The organism is Flavobacterium sp. (assembly GCF_017985075.1).
In the GTDB taxonomy this organism is placed as follows: Bacteria; Bacteroidota; Bacteroidia; order Flavobacteriales; family Flavobacteriaceae; genus Flavobacterium.
The window spans coordinates 52,660-73,260 of record NZ_JAGNYF010000004.1; the positions used below are offsets into that span (position 1 = coordinate 52,660).

Here is a 20,601-nt window from a genome sequence, read left to right on the forward strand (position 1 = left end):
TTTCAGTACATAAGTGGTATTTCAAACTATTTTAATCAAAAACTTATTAACAAAGTGGTATTTTGTGGTAAAAAGTGGTAAAATATTTTTTAAATTTGTCTCAATAATAATTCATTTATAAAAGTTGAATACATTTTTAGGAACATACGAGTGCAAAGTTGATGCAAAAGGAAGGTTAATGGTACCTGCGCCTCTAAAAAAACAACTGGGTAATTTTGAAGAAGGTTTTGTATTGAAACGTTCTGTATTTCAGCCTTGCTTGGAATTGTATCCAATGAAGGAATGGAATAAAGTCATGCAGAAAATCAATAAGTTAAATCGCTTTGTAAAAAAGAATAACGATTTCATTAGAGCATTTACTGCTGGTGTTAGAATGGTTGAAATTGATGCAACAGGTAGGTTGTTAATCCCGAAAGATTTAGTGTTGTTTTCTAAAATAGATAAAGATATTGTATTGTCATCTGCTGTTTCGATAATTGAAATTTGGGATAAAAATTTATACGAATCTGCATTAGATCACGCAATGGTTGATTTTGCAGATTTAGCCGAAGAAGTAATGGGTAACCAAAATGAAGAGGAAGATGGAATATCATAACCCAGTACTTTTAAAAGAAACAGTTGCGGGTTTAAATATTAAACCTGACGGAATTTACGTTGATGTCACTTTTGGCGGCGGCGGACATTCAAGAGAAATTATGAAGCATTTAGGGCCAAACGGAAAATTGTTTGGTTTTGATCAAGATACAGATGCGTTAGCAAATGCAATAGATGATGAACGATTTATTTTAATTAATGAGAATTTCAGATTTATTAAAAGGTTCTTACGCTTTCACGGCGTAAAGCAAGTAGATGGAATTTTGGGTGATTTCGGAGTTTCTTCTCATCAATTCGATGTGGCAGATAGAGGTTTTTCTACTCGTTTTGATGCCGCTTTAGATATGAGAATGAATCAGAATGATACACTTTCTGCTTATGAAGTGGTAAACGATTATGCAGAAACTGAACTAAAACGCGTTTTTGTTGATTTTGGTGAATTGAAAAATGGCGGCGCTATGGCAAACGTAATTGTAGCCGCAAGAGCAGATAAGAAAATTAAAAATTCTGAGCAACTAAAAGAAGTTTTGTCTCGTTTTTTGCCAGGGCATAAAGCAAATAAAATTTTAGCTCAAATTTATCAAGCCATTCGTATAGAAGTAAATCAAGAGATTGAAGTATTGAAAGAATTTTTAATGCAAACGGAAGAATTATTGGTGTCTGGAGGAAGATTAAGTGTTATTTCGTATCATTCATTGGAAGACAGATTAGTAAAACGATTCATAAGAAACGGTATGTTTGAAGGCGAACCAGAACGCGATTTTTTTGGAAATTTTGAAGTGCCTTTTAAAAGTATTGAAAAATTAATTGTGCCTTCAGCCGCAGAAATAGAAATAAACAATAGAGCTAGAAGTGCAAAACTTCGTGTAGCAGAAAAAAAATAATGGCAAAAGAAAGCAGTATATATAGTCTATTAAAAGCAAAATTCTTAATTGATGATGATGCGCTAAAAACTTGGAAATTTATAATTTTCGTTTTTTCATTGGCTATGTTAATGGTGTATTTCAATCATAACTACGATGAAAAAAATTATAGGATTACGAGTTTAACAAATGAAGTGAAAGAGTTACGTTCGAAATTTGTAGATACACGTTCTGAACTAATGAAATTAAAAATGGAATCCACCGTTTCAAAAAAAATGGAAGCAAGACAAATTTTGCCGTCTACTGTTCCACCAAAAAAAATTGTAATACGTAAACCTGAAGAAAAAAGTTTTATAGATAAATTAAAAATATGGCAATAAAAAACGACAATATAATTTCTTACCGACTGGCATTTGTGGTGGTTTGCGTTGTTGCGTTTGCGTTTGCGATTGCTATAAAACTATTTAATATACAGTGGGTAGGTGGCGATTATTATAGAAAATTAGCCAAACAACGCACCGTTAAAAATTTCGAAATTCCTGCCAATAAAGGAAATATTTACTCATCAGATGGAAGTTTATTAGCTACTTCAGTTCCTGAATATACCATCCGTTTTGATGCGGTGACACCATCTGAAGAAAATTTTGAAAAATATTATGTTGCCTTGTCAGATTCACTTGCAAAACTTGTAGGAAAATCATCTGGCGAATTTCAAAGAGATTTAAGAAAAGCAAAAAACACTAAAAACAGGTATTTTTTAGTTGCTAAAAAATTAACGTTTACTGAATATATGCGCGTAAAAGAGTTCCCGTTATTTAAGTTGGGAGCAAATAAAGGCGGAATTATTGCCGAGCAGCAAACCGTTCGTAAACATCCTGTTGGATTAATTGCAAACAGAACGATAGGTTATGAACGCGATGGCAATCAAGGTAAAGGTTTAGAATATGCGTTTCGTAAATATTTAAACGGAACAAACGGCCACCATTGGATGCAAAAAATTGCAAAAAATCAATGGAAACCTATTTCTGATATTAATGAATTAGATCCAGTTGACGGGTACGATGTAATTTCAACTATTGATGTTTTTATTCAAGATATCGCACATCACGCACTTTTAAAACAATTAGAGTTTTATAAAGCAGACCACGGATGTGTAGTGGTTATGGAAACCAACACGGGTTACATAAAAGCCATTTCAAATTTAGGAAAATCGGAAGATGGTTCGTATTTCGAAACTCAAAATTATGCACTAACGGAATCTCACGAACCGGGCTCTACCTTTAAATTAATGGATTTAATTGCCTTAATTGATGATAAAAAAGCAGATACCAGTTCTGTTTATAATTCAAATGGTGGTATAGTTACGATTCAAGGCAGACCAGTAAAAGATTCAAATCATCACGGATACGGAATTGCCTCATTAGCAAAAGGTTTTGAAGTGTCATCAAACACCATTTTAGTACAAGCAACTTATCAGGCCTATAAAAATAATCCTTGGCAATTTATCAATAGAATCAACAGTTACGGATTAAATAAAAAACAGGGTTTACAAATCAAAGGAGAAGGACAACCAGTAATTCCACAACCAGGAGCTAAAAATTGGTATGGCACCACGTTGCCTTGGATGGCATTTGGATATGGTGTTTCTATGACGCCTTTACAAACACTTTCCTTGTATAATGCGGTAGCAAATGATGGTAAAATGGTAAAACCAATTTTTGTAAGCGAAATAAAAGAGTGGAGTAAAACCATTAAAAAGTACGATCCTGAGGTAATTAATCCGAAAATATGTTCTGATGAAACTTTACTAAAAGTTAGAAAAGTATTGGAAAATGTGGTTAAAAACGGGACAGGTAAAAGTTTGTATTCTGCCGATTTTTCAATGGCTGGTAAAACAGGAACTGCTCAAGTAAACTATAGTAAAGCAGAAATGTCTTATGCGTCTTCTTTTGTGGGCTATTTTCCTGCAGATCAACCAAAATATTCTTGCATAGTTGTGGTGCATAATCCAGATAAGTCAAAAGGATATTATGGAGCTGATGTAGCGGGACCAGTTTTTAAACGTATTGCGCAAAAAATATTTACAGATGTTCCAAACACAAATAAGTTTACTGACATCAAATTAAAAAGTAAAAAACAAGAAGCTTTATACAGCGAATTTGAAAAAAAATCTCAAGGAAACACAAACAAAGTGCCAAACGTAAAAGGAATGGCAGGAATGGATGCGGTTTCTTTATTAGAAAATTTAGGGTTTAAAGTAAAATTTATTGGAGTTGGAAAAGTAAAAAAACAATCCATTAATCCAGGTGAAACATTCAAGAAAAATCAAATCATTACAATAGAATTATCGTGAGCCAGTTAAAAGACATATTATATAAAGTTGCCATTGAATCGGTTCACGGTTCTACTGATTTGACTATAGAAAAAATCGAGTTCGACTCCAGAAAAGTTTCTAACAATGATGTTTTTGTAGCAATTAAAGGTACACTTTCAGACGGACATCAATTTATTGACAAAGCCATTTCTTTAGGTGCATCGGTTATCGTTTGTGAAGTTTTACCAACTACATTATCAGATAATTGCACGTATGTGAAGGTGCAAAATTCTAATCAAGCTTTAGCCTTTTTATCAGCAAATTATTACGATAATCCGTCAGAAAAACTAAAATTAGTTGGGATTACAGGTACCAATGGAAAAACTACAATTGCCTCATTATTGTATCAAATGTTTAAAAAAGCAGGATACAAAGTAGGATTATTGTCAACCGTAAAAATTATGGTTGATGAGGTAGAATATAAAGCGACTCATACTACGCCTGACTCGCTAACTATTAATAAATATTTGGATGAAATGGTTGCGGTAGGTTGCGAATTCTGTTTTATGGAAGTTTCCTCACACGGAATTCATCAAAAACGTACCGAATCTTTACATTTTGAAGGTGGTGTGTTTACTAATTTATCTCACGACCATTTAGATTATCACGAAACTTTTGCAGAATATAGAGATGTAAAAAAATCATTTTTCGATGGATTGCCAAAATCTGCTTTTGCTATCACAAATGTTGATGATAAAAATGGCGAAGTTATGTTTCAAAATACGGCAGCAAGAAAAAAAACTTACGCCTTAAAAACGTATGCTGATTTTAAAGCACAAATATTAGAAAATCAATTAACGGGATTGGTTTTAAAAATCAATAACGAAGAAGTTTGGACGAAACTAATTGGTTCGTTTAACGCATATAATATTTTAGCCATTTACGGTGTTGCACTCGAATTAGGAATAGAAAGCACAGAAGCATTACGATTATTGTCTGAATTAGAAAGTGTTTCAGGTCGTTTTCAGTTTGTGGTTTCTGCTACCAAAATTACAGCAATTGTCGATTACGCACATACGCCAGATGCGTTAGAAAACGTGCTGAAAACAATAGAAAATATTCGTACTAAAAACGAACAATTATTTACCATCGTAGGTTGTGGTGGCGATAGAGATAAAACGAAACGACCAATTATGGCAAATATTGCTGCTTCTTTTAGCGATAAAGCCATCTTTACTTCAGACAATCCAAGAACCGAAAATCCTCAAACCATAATTGATGAAATGGAAGTAGGAGTAGAGGCTCAGAATTATAAAAAAACAGTAGCTATTTTAGATAGAAAACAAGCCATAAAAACCGCTTGTCAAATGGCAAATTCAGGCGACATTATTCTGATTGCAGGAAAAGGCCACGAAACCTATCAAGAAATAAACGGAGTCCGTCAGGATTTTGACGATATGCAAATCGTACAAGAAATATTAAAACAATTAGAAAAATAGTAAAAAGTAAAGAGTGAATAGTAAGGAGTGTAATTGATGCGGATAAACTTGCCAAAACCTTTTAAACTCATAAACTTTTAACCTTTTAAACCCAAAAATTATGTTATACTACATCTTTAAATACTTAGACGAAGCTTACAATTTGCCAGGTGCAGGTTTGTTTCAATATATCACGTTCCGTTCTGGGATTGCGGTTATTTTATCGTTGTTAATTTCTACCATATATGGAAAAAGAATTATCAACTATTTACGAAACAAACAAGTGGGTGAAACTGTTCGTGAGTTAGGTTTAGATGGGCAAGTGCAAAAAGCAGGAACGCCAACTATGGGTGGTTTAATCATTATTTTAGCTACGCTGGTTCCGGTTTTGCTATTGGCAAAATTAGATAACATTTATATCATTTTGCTTTTGGTGACAACTATTTGGATGGGAAGTATTGGTTTTTTAGACGATTATATTAAAGTTTTCAAAAAAGATAAAGAAGGTTTAAAAGGTAAGTTTAAAGTAATAGGTCAGATTGGTTTAGGAATCATAGTAGGGGCTACCTTATATTTTCATCCAAGCGTAACAATAAAAGAAGATGTTGTTTTAAGAAAGCAAGGAATAGAAACAGTAATTAAAACTACTTCACCTGAAGTGAAATCAATGGAAACGACTATTCCATTTATGAAAAATAACACGTTTGATTATGCGGAATTACTATCATTTATGGGTGATGATTATCAAAATTGGGCTTGGTTAATTTTTATTCCAGTAGTTATTTTCATCATTACTGCGGTTTCAAATGGTGCTAACTTAACCGATGGAATCGATGGTTTAGCGGCAGGTACTTCGGCCATTTCCGTATTGGTTTTAGGTATTTTCACCTTCGTATCGGGAAATATTATTTTCTCTAACTATTTAAATATTATGTACATCCCAAATTCGGGTGAAATGACCATATATATTGCCGCATTTGTAGGAGCACTTATTGGATTTTTATGGTACAACACCTATCCAGCAACCGTATTTATGGGCGACACAGGAAGTTTGACTATCGGGGGAATTATCGCAGTAATTGCAATCGCAGTTCGTAAAGAATTAATGATTCCTGTTTTATGTGGAATTTTCTTAGCGGAAAACTTTTCAGTGGTGTTACAAGTAGCCTATTTCAAATATACCAAAAAGAAATTTGGCGAAGGTCGTCGTATTTTCTTAATGTCGCCTTTACATCATCATTATCAGAAAAAAGGTTATCACGAAAGTAAAATCGTAACACGTTTTTGGATTGTAGCTATAATTCTAGCAATTTTCTCACTTGTATCTTTAAAATTAAGATAATATGCGATTGGTTGTATTAGGTGGCGGAGAAAGCGGTGTTGGAACAGCTATTCTGGGAAAGAAAAAAGGATACGATGTTTTTGTGTCCGATTTTGGAAAAATAAAAGAAAATTATAAAGAAGTTCTTAGTATTAATGCAATTGCTTGGGAAGACGAAAAGCACACAGAAGATTTAATTCTGAATGCCGATGTAGTAATGAAAAGTCCTGGGATACCAGATAAAGCGCCTATAGTAAAAAAGTTACTTGAAAAAAATATTCCCGTGATTTCGGAAATTGAATTTGCAGCGCCATTTACTACTGCAAAAACAATCGGAATTACTGGAAGTAATGGTAAAACTACCACAACCTTGCTAACCTATCACATCCTAAAACAAGGCGGTTTAAATGTAGGTTTAGCAGGAAATATTGGAAAAAGTTTTGCTTGGCAAGTTGCCGAAAACAAACACGATTGTTATGTGTTAGAATTAAGTAGTTTTCAATTAGACGGAATACTAAATTATAAGCCAGATATAGCGATTATTTTGAATATTAGTCCAGATCATTTGGACAGATACAATTACGATTATAATTTATATATCGATTCAAAGTTCAGAATAACAATGAATCAAACAGAAACAGACTATTTAATTTATGATGAAGATGACGAAGCCATTTCAAATTGGTTTGCCTCACATCAAACAAAAGCAAACAAAGTGCCTTTTTCAATTTCAAAACAATTAACTAAAGGCGGAAGCATAACAGAGAATAACGAAATAAGTATCAACCTAAACGAAGACCAATTTACTATGCCAATTCATCAACTTGCTTTAGAAGGAAAACATAACGTAAAAAACGCTATGGCTGCAACAACGGTTGCACAATTAATGAATATTAGAAAAGCAACTATTAGAGAAAGTTTAACCAGTTTTCAGGGTGCAGAACACAGATTGGAAAAAGTGTTAAAAATTAATAATGTGCAATACATTAATGATTCGAAAGCTACGAATGTAAACGCTACCTTTTTTGCCTTAGATAGTATGATTACACCAACAGTTTGGATTGTTGGAGGTGTTGATAAAGGGAATGATTACGACGAGTTAATGGCATTGGTACGTGAAAAAGTAAAAGGCATCATTTGCTTAGGAGTTGACAATAAAAAGTTAGCCGATAAGTTTGAAGGATTGGTTGAAATGTTTGTAGAAACAACTTCTATGTCTGAAGCAGTAAAAATTGCAAACAAAATGGCAGAAAAAGGTGATACGGTGCTACTTTCTCCTGCTTGTGCAAGTTTCGATTTATTTGAAAATTACGAAGACAGAGGACGTAAATTCAAACAAGCGGTACAAAATTTATAATTGATTTTTTTAATCAAAGCAACAAATTAAAATGAACAAAATCATAAACCAACTTAAAGGAGATAAAACCATTTGGGCTGTAATTGTATTACTGGCTTTGGTGTCTTTTTTACCCGTATATAGCGCGAGTACAAACTTAGTATATACAGTTGGTAATGGAAAAGGTTCTACATTAATCCTTTTACTAAAACATTGTACACACGTAATAATAGGGTTAGGTATTGTATTTTTTATACATAAATTACATTTCGAAAAGTTTAAAAAATATTCCATTTTTGCTATTTGGATTATTATTCCAGCGTTACTTTTTACATTATTACAAGGAAAAACCATTGGTGGTGCGAATGCAAGTCGATGGTTGGAAATTCCATTTGTTAATTTTTCGTTTCAACCTTCAACGCTTGCCTTTGCAATCTTAATGGTATATGTAGCTCGAACGCTAACAAAAATTAACGAAACCAAATACACGTTTAAAGATTCAGTTATTCAAATATGGATACCAGTTGGAGCGGTATTAATATTTATTTTACCATCAAATTTTTCTACGGCAGCCTTAATGTTTGCAATGGTTTTTATGTTGTTATACATTGGTCAATATCCATTAAAATATTTAGGAATTGTATTAGCTTCAGGTGTGGCATTATTAGCGCTTTTTTTCCTATTGGCACAAGCTTTTCCAAAACACAAAACCTTTAGTCGTGTAAATACTTGGGTGAGTAGAATTGAAAATTTCACTTCAGATAAACCAGATGAAGATAAATACCAAATTGAAAATGCTAAAATAGCCATTGCAGTCGGGAAAATAAATGGCGTAGGACCTGGAAAAAGTATTCAAAAGAATTTTTTACCTCAATCATCTTCCGATTTTATTTTCGCCATTATTATTGAAGAATACGGTTTAATTGGCGGATATGTTTTAGTGTTTTTTTATATGCTGTTGTTTTTTAGATTTTTAATACGAGCCAATAAAACAACCAATTTGTTTGGGAAATTATTAATCATCGGACTTGGTTTTCCAATTATAATTCAGGCATTAATTAATATGGGTGTAGCGGTTGAATTATTACCAGTTACAGGACAGCCATTGCCATTAATTAGTAGTGGAGGAACTTCTATTTGGATGACGTGTTTGTCTTTAGGGATAATATTAAGTGTTACTAAAAGAGAAGATGAAATTGCCGCTGATTTAAAAGATTTTCAAGATAAAGAAGCCGCTTTACAACGTTTAATCGAAAGAGAAGTAGTAGTTATGAATGCTGAAAATGATGTGGAAAACCTTTCGGAAGACGAGCATAAAATAAATGATATGAAGTATTCTATTCGTGAATCTTTAAAACAAGATAACGAAACAGAACAAGGCGACAGTTTGGTGAACGGACAAAATCCAATGAATGCAGTAATAAACAAAAAATAATGGCAAATAAATTTATCATTAGCGGCGGAGGAACTGGTGGACACATTTATCCAGCAGTTGCTATTGCAAACGAATTAAAAGCGCAATTTCCAGATGCTACGTTTTTGTTTGTAGGCGCGAAAGATAAAATGGAAATGCAAAAAGTACCGCAAGCAGGTTATAAAATTGAAGGACTTTGGATTGCTGGATTGCAACGTAAAATCACAGTTCAAAACGCAATGTTTCCAATAAAATTAGCTTCAAGTTTACTTAAATCGTTTTTTATTTTAAAAAGATTTAAACCAGATGTGGTTATAGGAACTGGAGGCTTTGCAAGTGGTGCTGTTTTAAAAGTTGCTTCAATGTTAGGTATTCCTACTGTTATTCAAGAGCAAAATTCATATCCAGGAATTACCAATAAATTATTAGCCAAAAAAGCCAATTCTATTTGTGTGGCATACGAAAACTTAGAACGTTTTTTTCCAAAAGAAAAATTACATTTTACTGGAAATCCTGTTCGTCAGGATCTAATGGAAGTGGCCAGTAAAAAAGAAGAAGCAATTGCTCATTTTAAATTAGATGCCTCTAAAAAAACACTTCTAATTTTAGGTGGAAGTTTAGGTGCAAGAAGAATAAATCAACTAATTGAAAAAGAACTTGATTTTTTATTACAATTAGATTTTCAAATTATTTGGCAATGCGGAAAGCATTATTTAAACGAATATTCAAAATATAACGAAAAAGAAAACGTGCAAGTAACGGCTTTTATTGATAGAATGGATTTGGTATATGCAGCGGCTGATGTGGTAATTTCTCGTTCTGGGGCTTCTTCAGTTTCCGAGTTGTGTATTGTTGGAAAGCCAACCATTTTTATTCCATCGCCTAATGTATCAGAAGACCATCAAACTAAAAATGCTAAAGCAATTGTAGAAAGAGGTGCCGCCATTTTAATTAAAGAATCAAATCTAGATGACGAATTTAAAATTGTTTTCGAAGCAGTAATTAAAGATAAAGGAAAATTACAAAGCTTAGAACAAAATATTAAAAGATTAGCATTACCCAATGCCACGAAAGCGATAGTTGAAGAAATAAAAAAATTAATTAAATAGTAAAACAAGTGCAACAGCAATAATAAAATGAATTTAAATCAAATACATAACGTCTATTTTATTGGTATCGGTGGTATCGGAATGAGTGCTTTGGCGCGTTATTTTCAATTCCTTGGAAAAAATGTGGCAGGTTATGATAAAACAGAAACCCAATTAACTTCCGAGTTACAAGAAAATGGTATACAAATTCATTTTGAAGACAATATAAATTTAATTGCAGAACGTTTTAAAAATACAGAAAATACATTAGTGGTTATTACGCCAGCAGTTCCGAAAAATCATACCGAATGGAACTTCTTTTTAGACAATGGATTTACGGTAAAAAAACGAGCAGAAGTTTTAGGCATTATTACAAAAGATACGTTTTGTTTTGCAGTGGCAGGTACGCACGGAAAAACAACAACATCAAGTATTTTAGGACATATTTTGTATGAAAGTGGTGTAGATGTTACTGCTTTTTTAGGCGGAATTGTTGAAGGTTACGATTCTAATTTAATCGGTACAGGAAAAACAGTTACAGTTGTTGAAGCTGACGAATTTGATCGTTCGTTTTTACATTTACATCCAAATTTGTCTTGCATTACTTCAATGGATGCGGATCATTTAGATATTTATGGTGATGTGGCAGCTATTGAAGCTTCATTTAAAGAATTTGCACAAAAAGTACCTTCAGAAAATTTATTTATTATTAAAGGTTTGCCTTTAGAAGGAAATACAATTGCTGTAAATGTAGGCGCGGATTACGTTGCTCAAAACATAAGAATTGAAAATGGTTTTTATGTTTTTGATGTAAAAACCGCTACGGAATTAATTGAAAATATAAAATTTGGCTTACCAGGTCATCACAATTTAACAAATGCTTTATTGGCTTTTGCTATGGCAAAATCGTACGGTATTTCAAATGACAAAATAAGTAATGCATTAGCTACATTTCAAGGTGTAAGACGTCGTTTTTCATTTCAAATAAGAAACGAAAAATTAGTTTATATTGATGATTATGCACATCATCCTACCGAAATAAATGCAGTGCATCAAGCGGTTAGAGAATTGTATCCAAACAAAAAAATAATTGCTTGTTTTCAACCTCATTTGTTTAGTAGAACAAAAGATTTTGTTGATGGTTTTGCAGAAAGTTTGTCGCAGTTTGACGAAATATTGTTATTGGAAATTTATCCAGCAAGAGAACTGCCTATTGAAGGTGTAAATTCAAGTTGGTTATTAGAAAAAATCACTAACAAAAATAAACAGTTAGTAACCAAAGAAAAGTTATTAACATACTTTAAAAATTCCGATGCAGATGTATATATTTCAATTGGTGCAGGAGATATTGGTGAAATGGTAAAGGACATAAAAAAAGTACTAAATGAAAAAAATTAATTGGCAAAATATTCGGTTAGTATTGATGCTTTTTGTGTTGATTTTTCTGTTTTCTTTCACAAAAAGCAGAAGCCAAAACAAGAAAATTGCTAAAATACAAGTTGAGTTTCAGGGTAATAACAAAATGTTTTTAACAAATGAAATGGTTAATAACTTGTTAATACAAAATTTGGGAGGGACTTCCTCAATTCAAAAAGATAAAGTAGATTTGAAAGATTTGGAAAGTGCCCTAAAAAAGCAATCATTTATCGAAAATGCTGAAGTATTTATTTCAGAAGACGGTATGTTAATAACTAAAGTTTTGCAGAAGTCCCCAGTCGCAAGAGTTGTTAATAATAATCGTGTTTTATATGTTGATAAAAATGGTAGTATTTTTCAATTGTCGAATAATTTTTCATCAAGAGTTCCTATTGTTCAAGGAAATATTGAAGGCGAATTTAAAAAAGGTTTCATAGAAACTTTTAAGACCATTGAAAAAGATGAATTTTTAAAAAAACATATCATAGCAATCACGATTCAGGAAAACGGAAGCATGAACATGCTAACAAGAGAACATGATTACGATATAAATTTTGGAAAGCCAATTTTAATTGATAAAAAGTTTAAAAATTACAAAGCGTTTTATCAATTCGCATCGAAAGATTCGATAATTGAAAAGTACAAATCAATAAATTTAATTTTCACACAACAGGTAGTGTGTTCAAAATAATGAATAGATGATGAACAAAGAAAGTATTGCAGTAGGTTTAGACATTGGTACAACAAAGATTGTAGCAATGATCGGCAAGAAAAATGAGTACGGTAAGCTGGAAATCCTTGGGGTAGGGAAATCTAAAAGTTTAGGGGTGCACAGAGGTGTAGTCAATAACATTACGCAAACCATTCAATCTATTCAGGCAGCTATTTCAGAAGCAGAAAATAATTCGGGATATCGAATTAATGATGTAGTAGTTGGTATCGCAGGACAACACATACGTAGTATACAACATACCGATTATATCAGTAGAAAAAATCCAGAAGAAGTAATTGGAGAATATGATATTGAACAATTAACATGTCAAGTTCAAAATTTATCAATGCTTCCTGGTGAAGAAATTATTCACGCTTTACCTCAAGAATTTAAAATTGATGGCCAATCAGAAATTTTAGAACCTGTTGGAATGTATGGGGCAAGAGTTGAATCAAGTTTTCATATTGTAGTAGGACAAGCCGCTTCTATCAGAAATTTAGGACGTTGTGTTAAAAACGCAGGTTTAGAATTAACAGGATTAACTTTAGAACCTTTAGCTTCAGCTGATGCCGTTTTAAGTGAAGAAGAAAAAGAAGCCGGTGTAGCACTTATCGATATAGGTGGTGGTACAACAGATTTAGCCGTTTTCAAAAATGGTGTAATTCGTCATACTGCTGTAATTCCTTTCGGAGGAAATGTGATTACAGAAGACATTAAAGAAGGCTGTTCTATTATCGAAAAACAAGCTGAATTATTAAAAACACGTTTCGGATCGGCTTGGCCAGGAGAAAATAAAGATAACGAAATTGTTTCTATTCCTGGATTAAGAGGTCGTGAACCAAAAGAAATTTCATTAAAAAACTTGTCAAAAATTATTCACGCCAGAGTAGTGGAAATTATTGAACAAGTATACGCTGAAATAAAATTATACGGACACGACGAGCCGAAGAAAAAATTAATTGCAGGGATTGTGTTAACAGGTGGTGGTTCGCAACTACAACATATTAAACAATTAGTAGAATACATTACAGGAATGGACACCAGAATAGGATATCCAAACGAGCATTTGGCAGGAAATTCAAGCGAAGAATTATCGAGTCCATTATACGCTACATCAGTAGGTTTAGTTATGGAAAGTTTACGTAACCAAACCAATAGTGCAACTCCGTTTGTAGAGATGAAAATCCCTGAACCAGTTGTAGTAACTCCACAAGCACCAGTGGTTGAGGAAAGTGTAGCAAATGAAGTAGTAGCGGAAGAAACTACGTCAACAACGGTTGAAAAAGAACCAACAGAAAGAAAAAAGAAATACGACTTTAATAACCTTTTAGGGAAAATTAAAGAGTTTTTAGATAATGTAGAATAAGGTTATTAGTAGCAAATAACACAAAAAAAACAAAGCCAAATATATGGAAAGCAACAACGAATTTGGAAACTTTACTTTTGATTTACCAAAAAATCAATCAAACGTAATTAAAGTAATTGGAGTAGGTGGCGGTGGTAGTAATGCCATTAACCACATGTTCAGACAAGGAATCATTGGCGTTGATTTCGTGGTGTGTAATACCGACTCACAAGCCCTTCAAACAAGCCCAGTGCCTAACAAAATTCAATTAGGTGTAAACCTAACAGAAGGTTTAGGGGCAGGAGCAAAGCCAGAAATCGGTCAACAAGCCGCATTAGAAAGCATTGAAGAAATTGAGAAAATGCTTGATGTAAATACTAAAATGGTATTTATTACAGCTGGTATGGGTGGTGGTACCGGTACAGGTGCTGCGCCAGTAATTGCTCAATTGGCAAAAGAAAGAGGGATTTTAACCGTAGGAATTATTACTATTCCTTTTCAGTTTGAAGGTAAAAATCGCTACGACCAAGCTATGGAAGGTGTGGAAAGATTAAGAAAACAAGTAGATTCATTAATTGTTATCAATAATAACAAATTAAGAGAAGTATACGGAAATCTTGGTTTTAAAGCAGGTTTCTCTAAAGCCGATGAAGTGTTAGCTACAGCTTCAAAAGGTATTGCAGAAGTGATTACCAATCACTTAACCATGAATATTGATTTAAAAGATGCTAAAACAGTTTTAAGTGATAGCGGAACAGCCATAATGGGATCTTATGTTGCTTCAGGTGCGGATAGAGCAAGAATTGCGATTCAATCTGCATTAGATTCTCCATTATTAAACGATAATAAAATTACAGGTGCTAAAAATGTGTTGTTGCTTATCACATTTGGCTCTGATGAAATTACTATTGATGAAATTAGTGAAATTAACGAATACATTCAATCCGAAGCAGGGCATAACGCAAACATCATCATGGGAATTGGTGAAGATGAAAAGTTAGGCGATTCTATTTCGGTAACCGTTATTGCTACAGGATTTAATATCGAACAACAAATAGAAATCGTAAATGCAGAACCAAAAAAGATTATTCATTCTTTAGATGGGGAGCAAAAAGTAGAACATAATTTAACACCAAATGCGGTGGCAACTCCAACTATTTCTTTTGAGGAGCCTTTCGCAAAAGTTGAAACTGTTGAAGCCGCAGCACCTATCGAAACGCCAGCTGAACCAGTAACTAAAATTGTTTTTGATTTAAATGATTTTGAAGTAGAACAACCACAAGTTGTTACAGCTCCTGTTTCAGATTTAATTCCAACAACAGACTATATTAAAAATTTAGATGTATTTTTTGAAAATGTATCTGCAGAATTTCAAACACCAGTTGTGGCGGCGCCTGTATACAATACAGCAGCTCCAGTAGCACAACCTGTTGTAGAAACCGTTCAACCGGTACAAGAATTTGAAATCATTTCAAACTCAGTAAGAGAAATTGAAGTGATAGATCCTGAATTTGTTGTAGGTATGGATGATTTCAACTTTTCTTTAGATTTGTTTGATACCAAAGCAGAAACTACACAAAACACAGTGGTATTCGAATTAAGCGAAGAAACAAAAGACATCAAAGTAAACGAAGCCGTTCAGTTTTATCCAGTTACCGAACTTGGAGTAGAAGGAATAATAAAATATACATTAGAAGAAGAAATTGAAGAAACGTTTGAACCTGCAGCAGCAGTTCAAGTAGCAGCAGAGCCAATTGATGAAGAAATTAATTTCACAATCAAACAATCAGAGCCAGTTGCAGCACCAATTAGTTTCGATCCTAATTTTAACTTTGATGGCGTTTCACCAGTGGAAATGACAATTGAAGAAATATTAAAATCAAGAGCAGAAGAACGTAAAAGCAAATTGAAAAACTTCAATCATAAGTTTAACAATCCAAATCGTATTGACGATTTAGAAAAGGAACCTGCTTTTCGTCGTTTAGGATTAGACGTTACGAGTATGCCAAACCAAAACCCGCCATCGCGTATGTCTTTAGGAATGGATAGTAATGACGACATGCAATTGCGTTCAAACAATTCTTTTTTACATGACAATGTAGATTAATCAAAAAGAAACAAACCAAATACTATTAAATCCCGACAAGTTAGTAACGAGTCGGGATTTTTTATTACTTTCGCATAACAATTACACAAAACAATTAAATTCAAAATATATGAGCTTAGCTACACAAATTATGGATAGTATGAAAGAAGCGATGAGAGCCAAAGATACAGTGGCTCTTGAAGCATTACGTGCTATTAAATCAGAAATATTATTAGCGCAAACGGCTTCAGGTTCTAAAGAAGAAATTACGGAAGCAGACGAAATTAAAATTTTACAAAAATTAGTAAAAATGCGTAAAGACAGTTACGAAATTTTTACAGCACAAAACCGTGCCGATTTAGCCGAACCAGAATTGGCGCAAATTGCAGTTATCGAAAAGTTTTTACCTGCACAATTATCAGAAGCAGAAGTAGAAGCAATTGTTGCTAAAATAATTGCAGAAACCGGCGCATCAGGTATTGCAGCAATGGGAAAAGTTATGGGCTTAGCCGCAACACAAATTGGCGGACAAGCAGAAGGAAAAACCATTTCTACAATTGTTAAGAAATTATTGGTTTAAAAATAGAAAATAGAATATAGAGAAAAGAAAATAGACATCAGATTAAGTAGTACACTTCTATTTTCTATACTCTTTTTTCTATACTCTAAAAAAAAGGCTTCGTAGTTCAACTGGATAGAATGACGGATTTCGGCTCCGTTGGTTGCAGGTTCGAACCCTGCCGAGGTCACATAAAACCTTTGTCAAAATAATTGGCAAAGGTTTTTTTTATGTGTATACGTGTTGCCTGAGGTTCTCGAAGGCAACACATCACACCTTATCGAAGGCAACACATAAAACATTCTCTAATAATTAATTGTCACGCTGTTGCAAAAATGTAAATCTTTTAATTTTCAAACTTTCGACTTTCAGACTTTCTACTTTTTCCCTTCACCCAACACCCTTCACTCAACACGAAACCCCAATTTTCACGTTTAGAACCTGAAATTTCACGTTATACAACCTAAATTTTTACGTTTAGAACCTAAAATTTTACGTTATGCAACCCCGATTTTTACGTTCTGAACCTAAAATTTCACATTATGCAACCCCAATTTTTACGTTCAGAACCTAAAATTTTACGTTATACAACCTAAATTTTTACGTTTGGAACGTGAAATTTTAGGTTATCCACAATCCGCTGTAAAATTGAAGTTCATAATAAATAAAAGTGCTTCAAAAAAAAATATATATAACCCAAAACCCTTTACCTGTTTTGTAGGAATAATTCTACAAATAATATTGAAATTGATTACTTATTTTTGATTTTAATAAAAAGCAAAATAAAATTTCGCATAGCTACCCAAATGGGTGTATATACTAAGTTTTATTTCGCATATAAATGAGTTAGCCGTCAGTTTACCGCTGAACTTCTAAAATCGACTTTTATAAAACATATAACTGAAATGTGGAAAACCTAAAATTAGTATCCATAAAAAAATAAATAATTTTTAAAAATCTGAAAAAAAGTAATAATAAATAAATAAAAATTTCACTATGAAGAGAATTATCCTAATTGTATTTACCTTATTTGTAATAATTAGTTGCGAACCAAAAAAACCGATTGAAAAGTTACAAGAAGATGCCGAAAAAGAAGTCATTTCAAGACTCAACAATCCTTCAAGTTATGAATTTATTAGTTTTCAAGAAGATAATTTTGGTGGAGAAGTCATAAAGCAAAGAATTGCAGACATTAAAAATCAACTTAAAAAAGCAGAGAAAGCAAATAATAAAGAAGAAATATTAAAGCAGAATAGCTATTTGAAGGCGACAGAAAAATTAAAATTGCCAGAAAATCAAATAGAATTCAAAATAGAATACAGAGCGAAAAACAAATTTAATGCTTTAATTATAGGTAGTTCAAAAGTTGTTAGTGACAAAAACTATAATTTAATTAGTGTTACAGAAAATCTTTAATTAATTAAACCGCTGCGCAAAGTCTCCTGACTTTGAGCTACACAAAACAAAATTTAACATTATAAAATTATTCACACTCAAAGTTTAAGAACGTTGGAGGTAATTTTATCAGATAAAACTCAGAAAAAATAATTTAAAAAATAGAAAAATGAAAAATTTAATCTTTACAATCTTTACAACACTTTTTCTTTTAGTTTCTTGCGATGGCGGAAAAATCGGCAAGTATCAAAAAGAGCCTTTACCCGACAATTTTTCTTACAACATAATTGAAGACAAAAGTAGTGATGCTCTTGAAAAAAATCAATTAACACTTGAAATCAATCAAAAATTGACAGAGGGGCAAATAGCTACACTTGCCGAAGAACTTCTTAAATCAAAAAACAATCAGCGACGGTTTTACATTTTCTATATACTTTCGGGAATGAAGAATGGCTCAAGTACTTGGGCAACGAGCCATTTTGACCCAGAATTAGATATACAAATAATTGGTTCAACTTCAAAAGAGGATGAAAATTCAAACAAAATTTCAAGCGAACAAATTGACGGTGAAGTAATTGGTAAATGGATAGAAGAGCAATATACTTCTTCTAATTACATTATCTACATTAAAGAAAATAGAACATTTTTAAAAACAACATTTAAAAATGGTCAAACTTCTAAAGAAGAGTTAACAGACCTCAAAGTTCAAAATGGAGTTAAGTATTTCTATAAAGAAGGTGGATTTAATGGGGAATACTTTATACTAAATTTAAGTGGTGACCTTGAATTCTATAATAGCGAAAACAAAAATTTCACTACTGCATCTAAAACAAAATAAACTAATACTATGAATAAAATTGACGTTACTGTTACTACAGGAGATTTAAAAACTAATTATGAAATAATTGGTCCTGTGTTTTTTCAAGTTTCAAATAAGGGTATGTTTGGTAGTGCTTTGGGAACACTAGTAAAAAAATACAAAGCTCAAATTGACGATCAGAAAAAATCAGGTTCTATTTCAGGAGAACGAGCTGACTGGGGTTTTCTTTGGGGAGAATGGTCTGTAGGGCAAAATGATTTTGAAAAAGCATTTTTTGTTGCCGTTGAGGAGATGAAAGAACGAGCTCGTATGCTAGGTGGTAATGCTATAATCAATATGCGTCAAGATATTGACCTTGACACAAACGGTTTTGCATATTTTTACTTTCAAATGTATGGTACAGTAGTTAAAACTGTAGAGTGAAATTATAACCAGCCACCGCTGCCCCCCGCTCCCGCGCGAATCCTTTCGCGTGTTAAGTTGAAAATAAAAACAAATTAAACAGTACAACAACAAATAATTAACAAATAATGTAAAAAATGAAAATATGGATTTTCTATTAAATATAATAATTGGTGTTGCTACTGGTATTGCAGCATCTTATTTTTTCTTGAAATTTTTTCTAAGTAAAAAGAAACCCATTGTTGCTATTTCTGAACACATTTCAAACCAGATTGTAAATGGAGAAAATAGTTATTTAATAAAATTTGTTAATATGACAGATTCTGAAATTTTTGATATTCATATAGAGTTAACATTTTATAAACCAATAGGAGATTATAATGGAGGAAATTTACAAGGAAAAGATATTAAACTAAAAGATAATTTTATATCCTATATGCCTTGTAATTCTACGAATGACCCTCATAATTTGCACGCAGTTAGGATTCGAACGACTGATGATATTGAGCAAATGTGGAGTGATCCGAGTTCATTTATTAGGCTTTCAATTATTGCAAAGCATTCTCTCTCTGGATTTAATAAAGTTTTTATTAAAGATTTTTTAAGTAAGGATTGTATAACAGAAAAAAGATTTTTATCGGGTAACGATTTAACAGTGAATTAGTAAATATTATTTGTTTATTTCAATTTTTGGTATTAAATTTGTTTATCTTTATTTATAAGTTAATAAACTAAAAATAATTATTATGAAAAATGACATCATTTTAGGCTAAGCCTTTCAGGAAAAAAGTATTAATTTTTTAATATACAGCTTGTGTTTTCACAAGCTTTTTATTTTATTAATATCCTTTAAATATACCGCTTAAGCCACATAAGCTCACTTGAGAAAAATATTTCAGCGAAGTTAATCCTTTCGCGTAGCAGTTAAAACCCCGCTCCCGCGCGAATCCTTTCGCGTGGCTATTAATATAAAAAAAACCCGCTGCGCAAAGTCTCCCGACTTTGAGCCACACAAAGGCAAAAGAACAATCAAATCTAAAAATAAATCTAAAAATTTGCACATTTACCAATTTTTGGTAACTTTGATAAAAGTTTTAAAAAATGAAAAACACATCAATATCACTCGGAAATTATTTTGACCAATTTGTGAGCAGTCAAGTAATAGAAGGACGCTATAAAAATGTAAGTGAAGTGATTCGTGCAGGACTTCGACTTTTAGAAGATGAAGAAAGTAAAACTACTGCTTTGAAAAATGCAATTCAAAAAGGGTTGGATAGTCCAAGAGTTGAAAATTTTGACTTTGAAGAGAATTTAAAACAACTTAAAGCCGCAAAAAGAAAAAATGGCTAATGTTATTTTAAAACAAGATACCCAGCTCCCGCTCGAATCCTTTCGCGTGGCTACAAAATAAAAAAACCTTTGCCAATTATCAGCAAAGGTTTTTATTTGTATAAGAAG

19 protein-coding genes and 1 tRNA gene are annotated in these 20,601 nt (G+C 32.5%); all 20 read left to right on the forward strand.

Annotated elements, in window-relative coordinates; translation table 11 throughout:
* The first annotated feature begins 124 nt into the window (after nt 1-124).
* The 20 genes from mraZ to KA468_RS01995 all read left to right on the forward strand — a co-directional run bounded on the left by mraZ (nt 125) and on the right by KA468_RS01995 (nt 20,493).
* Nucleotides 125-595, forward strand: coding sequence for a division/cell wall cluster transcriptional repressor MraZ (gene mraZ / locus KA468_RS01900; RefSeq protein WP_291241258.1), 471 nt, complete (start codon nt 125-127; stop codon nt 593-595).
* Nucleotides 570-1,478, forward strand: a complete 909-nt coding sequence (gene rsmH / locus KA468_RS01905; protein WP_291241259.1) for a 16S rRNA (cytosine(1402)-N(4))-methyltransferase RsmH — start codon at nt 570-572, stop codon at nt 1,476-1,478. Before mraZ ends, rsmH begins: the two co-directional genes overlap by 26 nt.
* Nucleotides 1,478-1,837: an FtsL-like putative cell division protein gene (locus tag KA468_RS01910; RefSeq protein ID WP_291241260.1), complete on the forward strand. Its 360-nt coding sequence runs from the start codon at nt 1,478-1,480 to the stop codon at nt 1,835-1,837. The genes rsmH and KA468_RS01910 overlap by 1 nt, the downstream gene beginning before the upstream one ends.
* A complete protein-coding gene (locus KA468_RS01915) occupies nt 1,828-3,810 on the forward strand; it encodes a penicillin-binding protein (RefSeq protein WP_291241261.1) in 1,983 nt (660 codons plus the stop codon). Before KA468_RS01910 ends, KA468_RS01915 begins: the two co-directional genes overlap by 10 nt.
* Nucleotides 3,807-5,270, forward strand: coding sequence for a UDP-N-acetylmuramoyl-L-alanyl-D-glutamate--2,6-diaminopimelate ligase (locus tag KA468_RS01920; RefSeq protein ID WP_291241262.1), 1,464 nt, complete (start codon nt 3,807-3,809; stop codon nt 5,268-5,270). The genes KA468_RS01915 and KA468_RS01920 overlap by 4 nt, the downstream gene beginning before the upstream one ends.
* A gap of 100 nt (nt 5,271-5,370) precedes the next feature.
* Nucleotides 5,371-6,591 (forward strand): phospho-N-acetylmuramoyl-pentapeptide-transferase, encoded by a 1,221-nt coding sequence (gene mraY, locus KA468_RS01925; protein ID WP_291241263.1) that lies wholly within the window; start codon nt 5,371-5,373, stop codon nt 6,589-6,591.
* A gap of 1 nt (nt 6,592) precedes the next feature.
* Nucleotides 6,593-7,927 carry a UDP-N-acetylmuramoyl-L-alanine--D-glutamate ligase gene (gene murD / locus KA468_RS01930; RefSeq protein WP_291241264.1) on the forward strand — a complete coding sequence of 445 codons (1,335 nt, stop codon included), beginning with the start codon at nt 6,593-6,595 and terminating at the stop codon, nt 7,925-7,927.
* A 31-nt stretch (nt 7,928-7,958) separates the two neighbouring features.
* On the forward strand, nt 7,959-9,341 hold the full coding sequence (locus tag KA468_RS01935; RefSeq protein ID WP_291241265.1) for an FtsW/RodA/SpoVE family cell cycle protein: 1,383 nt from the start codon (nt 7,959-7,961) through the stop codon (nt 9,339-9,341).
* The gene (gene murG / locus KA468_RS01940) at nt 9,338-10,429 is read left to right on the forward strand and encodes an undecaprenyldiphospho-muramoylpentapeptide beta-N-acetylglucosaminyltransferase (RefSeq protein ID WP_291241290.1); all 1,092 of its coding nucleotides are present in this window, start codon (nt 9,338-9,340) and stop codon (nt 10,427-10,429) included. Before KA468_RS01935 ends, murG begins: the two co-directional genes overlap by 4 nt.
* A gap of 27 nt (nt 10,430-10,456) precedes the next feature.
* Nucleotides 10,457-11,806, forward strand: coding sequence for a UDP-N-acetylmuramate--L-alanine ligase (murC, locus tag KA468_RS01945; RefSeq protein ID WP_291241266.1), 1,350 nt, complete (start codon nt 10,457-10,459; stop codon nt 11,804-11,806).
* Nucleotides 11,793-12,515 carry a cell division protein FtsQ/DivIB gene (locus KA468_RS01950; RefSeq protein ID WP_291241267.1) on the forward strand — a complete coding sequence of 241 codons (723 nt, stop codon included), beginning with the start codon at nt 11,793-11,795 and terminating at the stop codon, nt 12,513-12,515. The genes murC and KA468_RS01950 overlap by 14 nt, the downstream gene beginning before the upstream one ends.
* 10 nt (nt 12,516-12,525) lie before the next feature.
* A complete protein-coding gene (gene ftsA, locus KA468_RS01955) occupies nt 12,526-13,902 on the forward strand; it encodes a cell division protein FtsA (protein ID WP_291241291.1) in 1,377 nt (458 codons plus the stop codon).
* A gap of 43 nt (nt 13,903-13,945) precedes the next feature.
* Nucleotides 13,946-15,988, forward strand: coding sequence for a cell division protein FtsZ (ftsZ, locus tag KA468_RS01960; protein WP_291241268.1), 2,043 nt, complete (start codon nt 13,946-13,948; stop codon nt 15,986-15,988).
* A gap of 109 nt (nt 15,989-16,097) precedes the next feature.
* Nucleotides 16,098-16,547 (forward strand): GatB/YqeY domain-containing protein, encoded by a 450-nt coding sequence (locus KA468_RS01965; protein WP_291241269.1) that lies wholly within the window; start codon nt 16,098-16,100, stop codon nt 16,545-16,547.
* Nucleotides 16,548-16,642: 95 nt separating this feature from the next.
* Nucleotides 16,643-16,716 (forward strand) — tRNA-Arg (locus tag KA468_RS01970).
* An 806-nt stretch (nt 16,717-17,522) separates the two neighbouring features.
* Entirely contained in the window at nt 17,523-17,942 is a 420-nt protein-coding gene (locus KA468_RS01975) for a hypothetical protein (protein ID WP_291241270.1), read from the forward strand.
* Between the two features lie 148 nt (nt 17,943-18,090).
* Nucleotides 18,091-18,759 (forward strand): hypothetical protein, encoded by a 669-nt coding sequence (locus KA468_RS01980; RefSeq protein WP_291241271.1) that lies wholly within the window; start codon nt 18,091-18,093, stop codon nt 18,757-18,759.
* Nucleotides 18,760-18,768: 9 nt separating this feature from the next.
* Nucleotides 18,769-19,164: a heavy metal-binding domain-containing protein gene (locus KA468_RS01985; RefSeq protein ID WP_291241272.1), complete on the forward strand. Its 396-nt coding sequence runs from the start codon at nt 18,769-18,771 to the stop codon at nt 19,162-19,164.
* 124 nt (nt 19,165-19,288) lie between these two features.
* Complete coding sequence (locus tag KA468_RS01990) at nt 19,289-19,807, forward strand: hypothetical protein (RefSeq protein WP_291241273.1); 519 nt, start codon at nt 19,289-19,291, stop codon at nt 19,805-19,807.
* 437 nt (nt 19,808-20,244) lie between these two features.
* Nucleotides 20,245-20,493 carry a type II toxin-antitoxin system ParD family antitoxin gene (locus KA468_RS01995; RefSeq protein WP_291241274.1) on the forward strand — a complete coding sequence of 83 codons (249 nt, stop codon included), beginning with the start codon at nt 20,245-20,247 and terminating at the stop codon, nt 20,491-20,493.
* Nucleotides 20,494-20,601 lie beyond the last annotated feature (108 nt).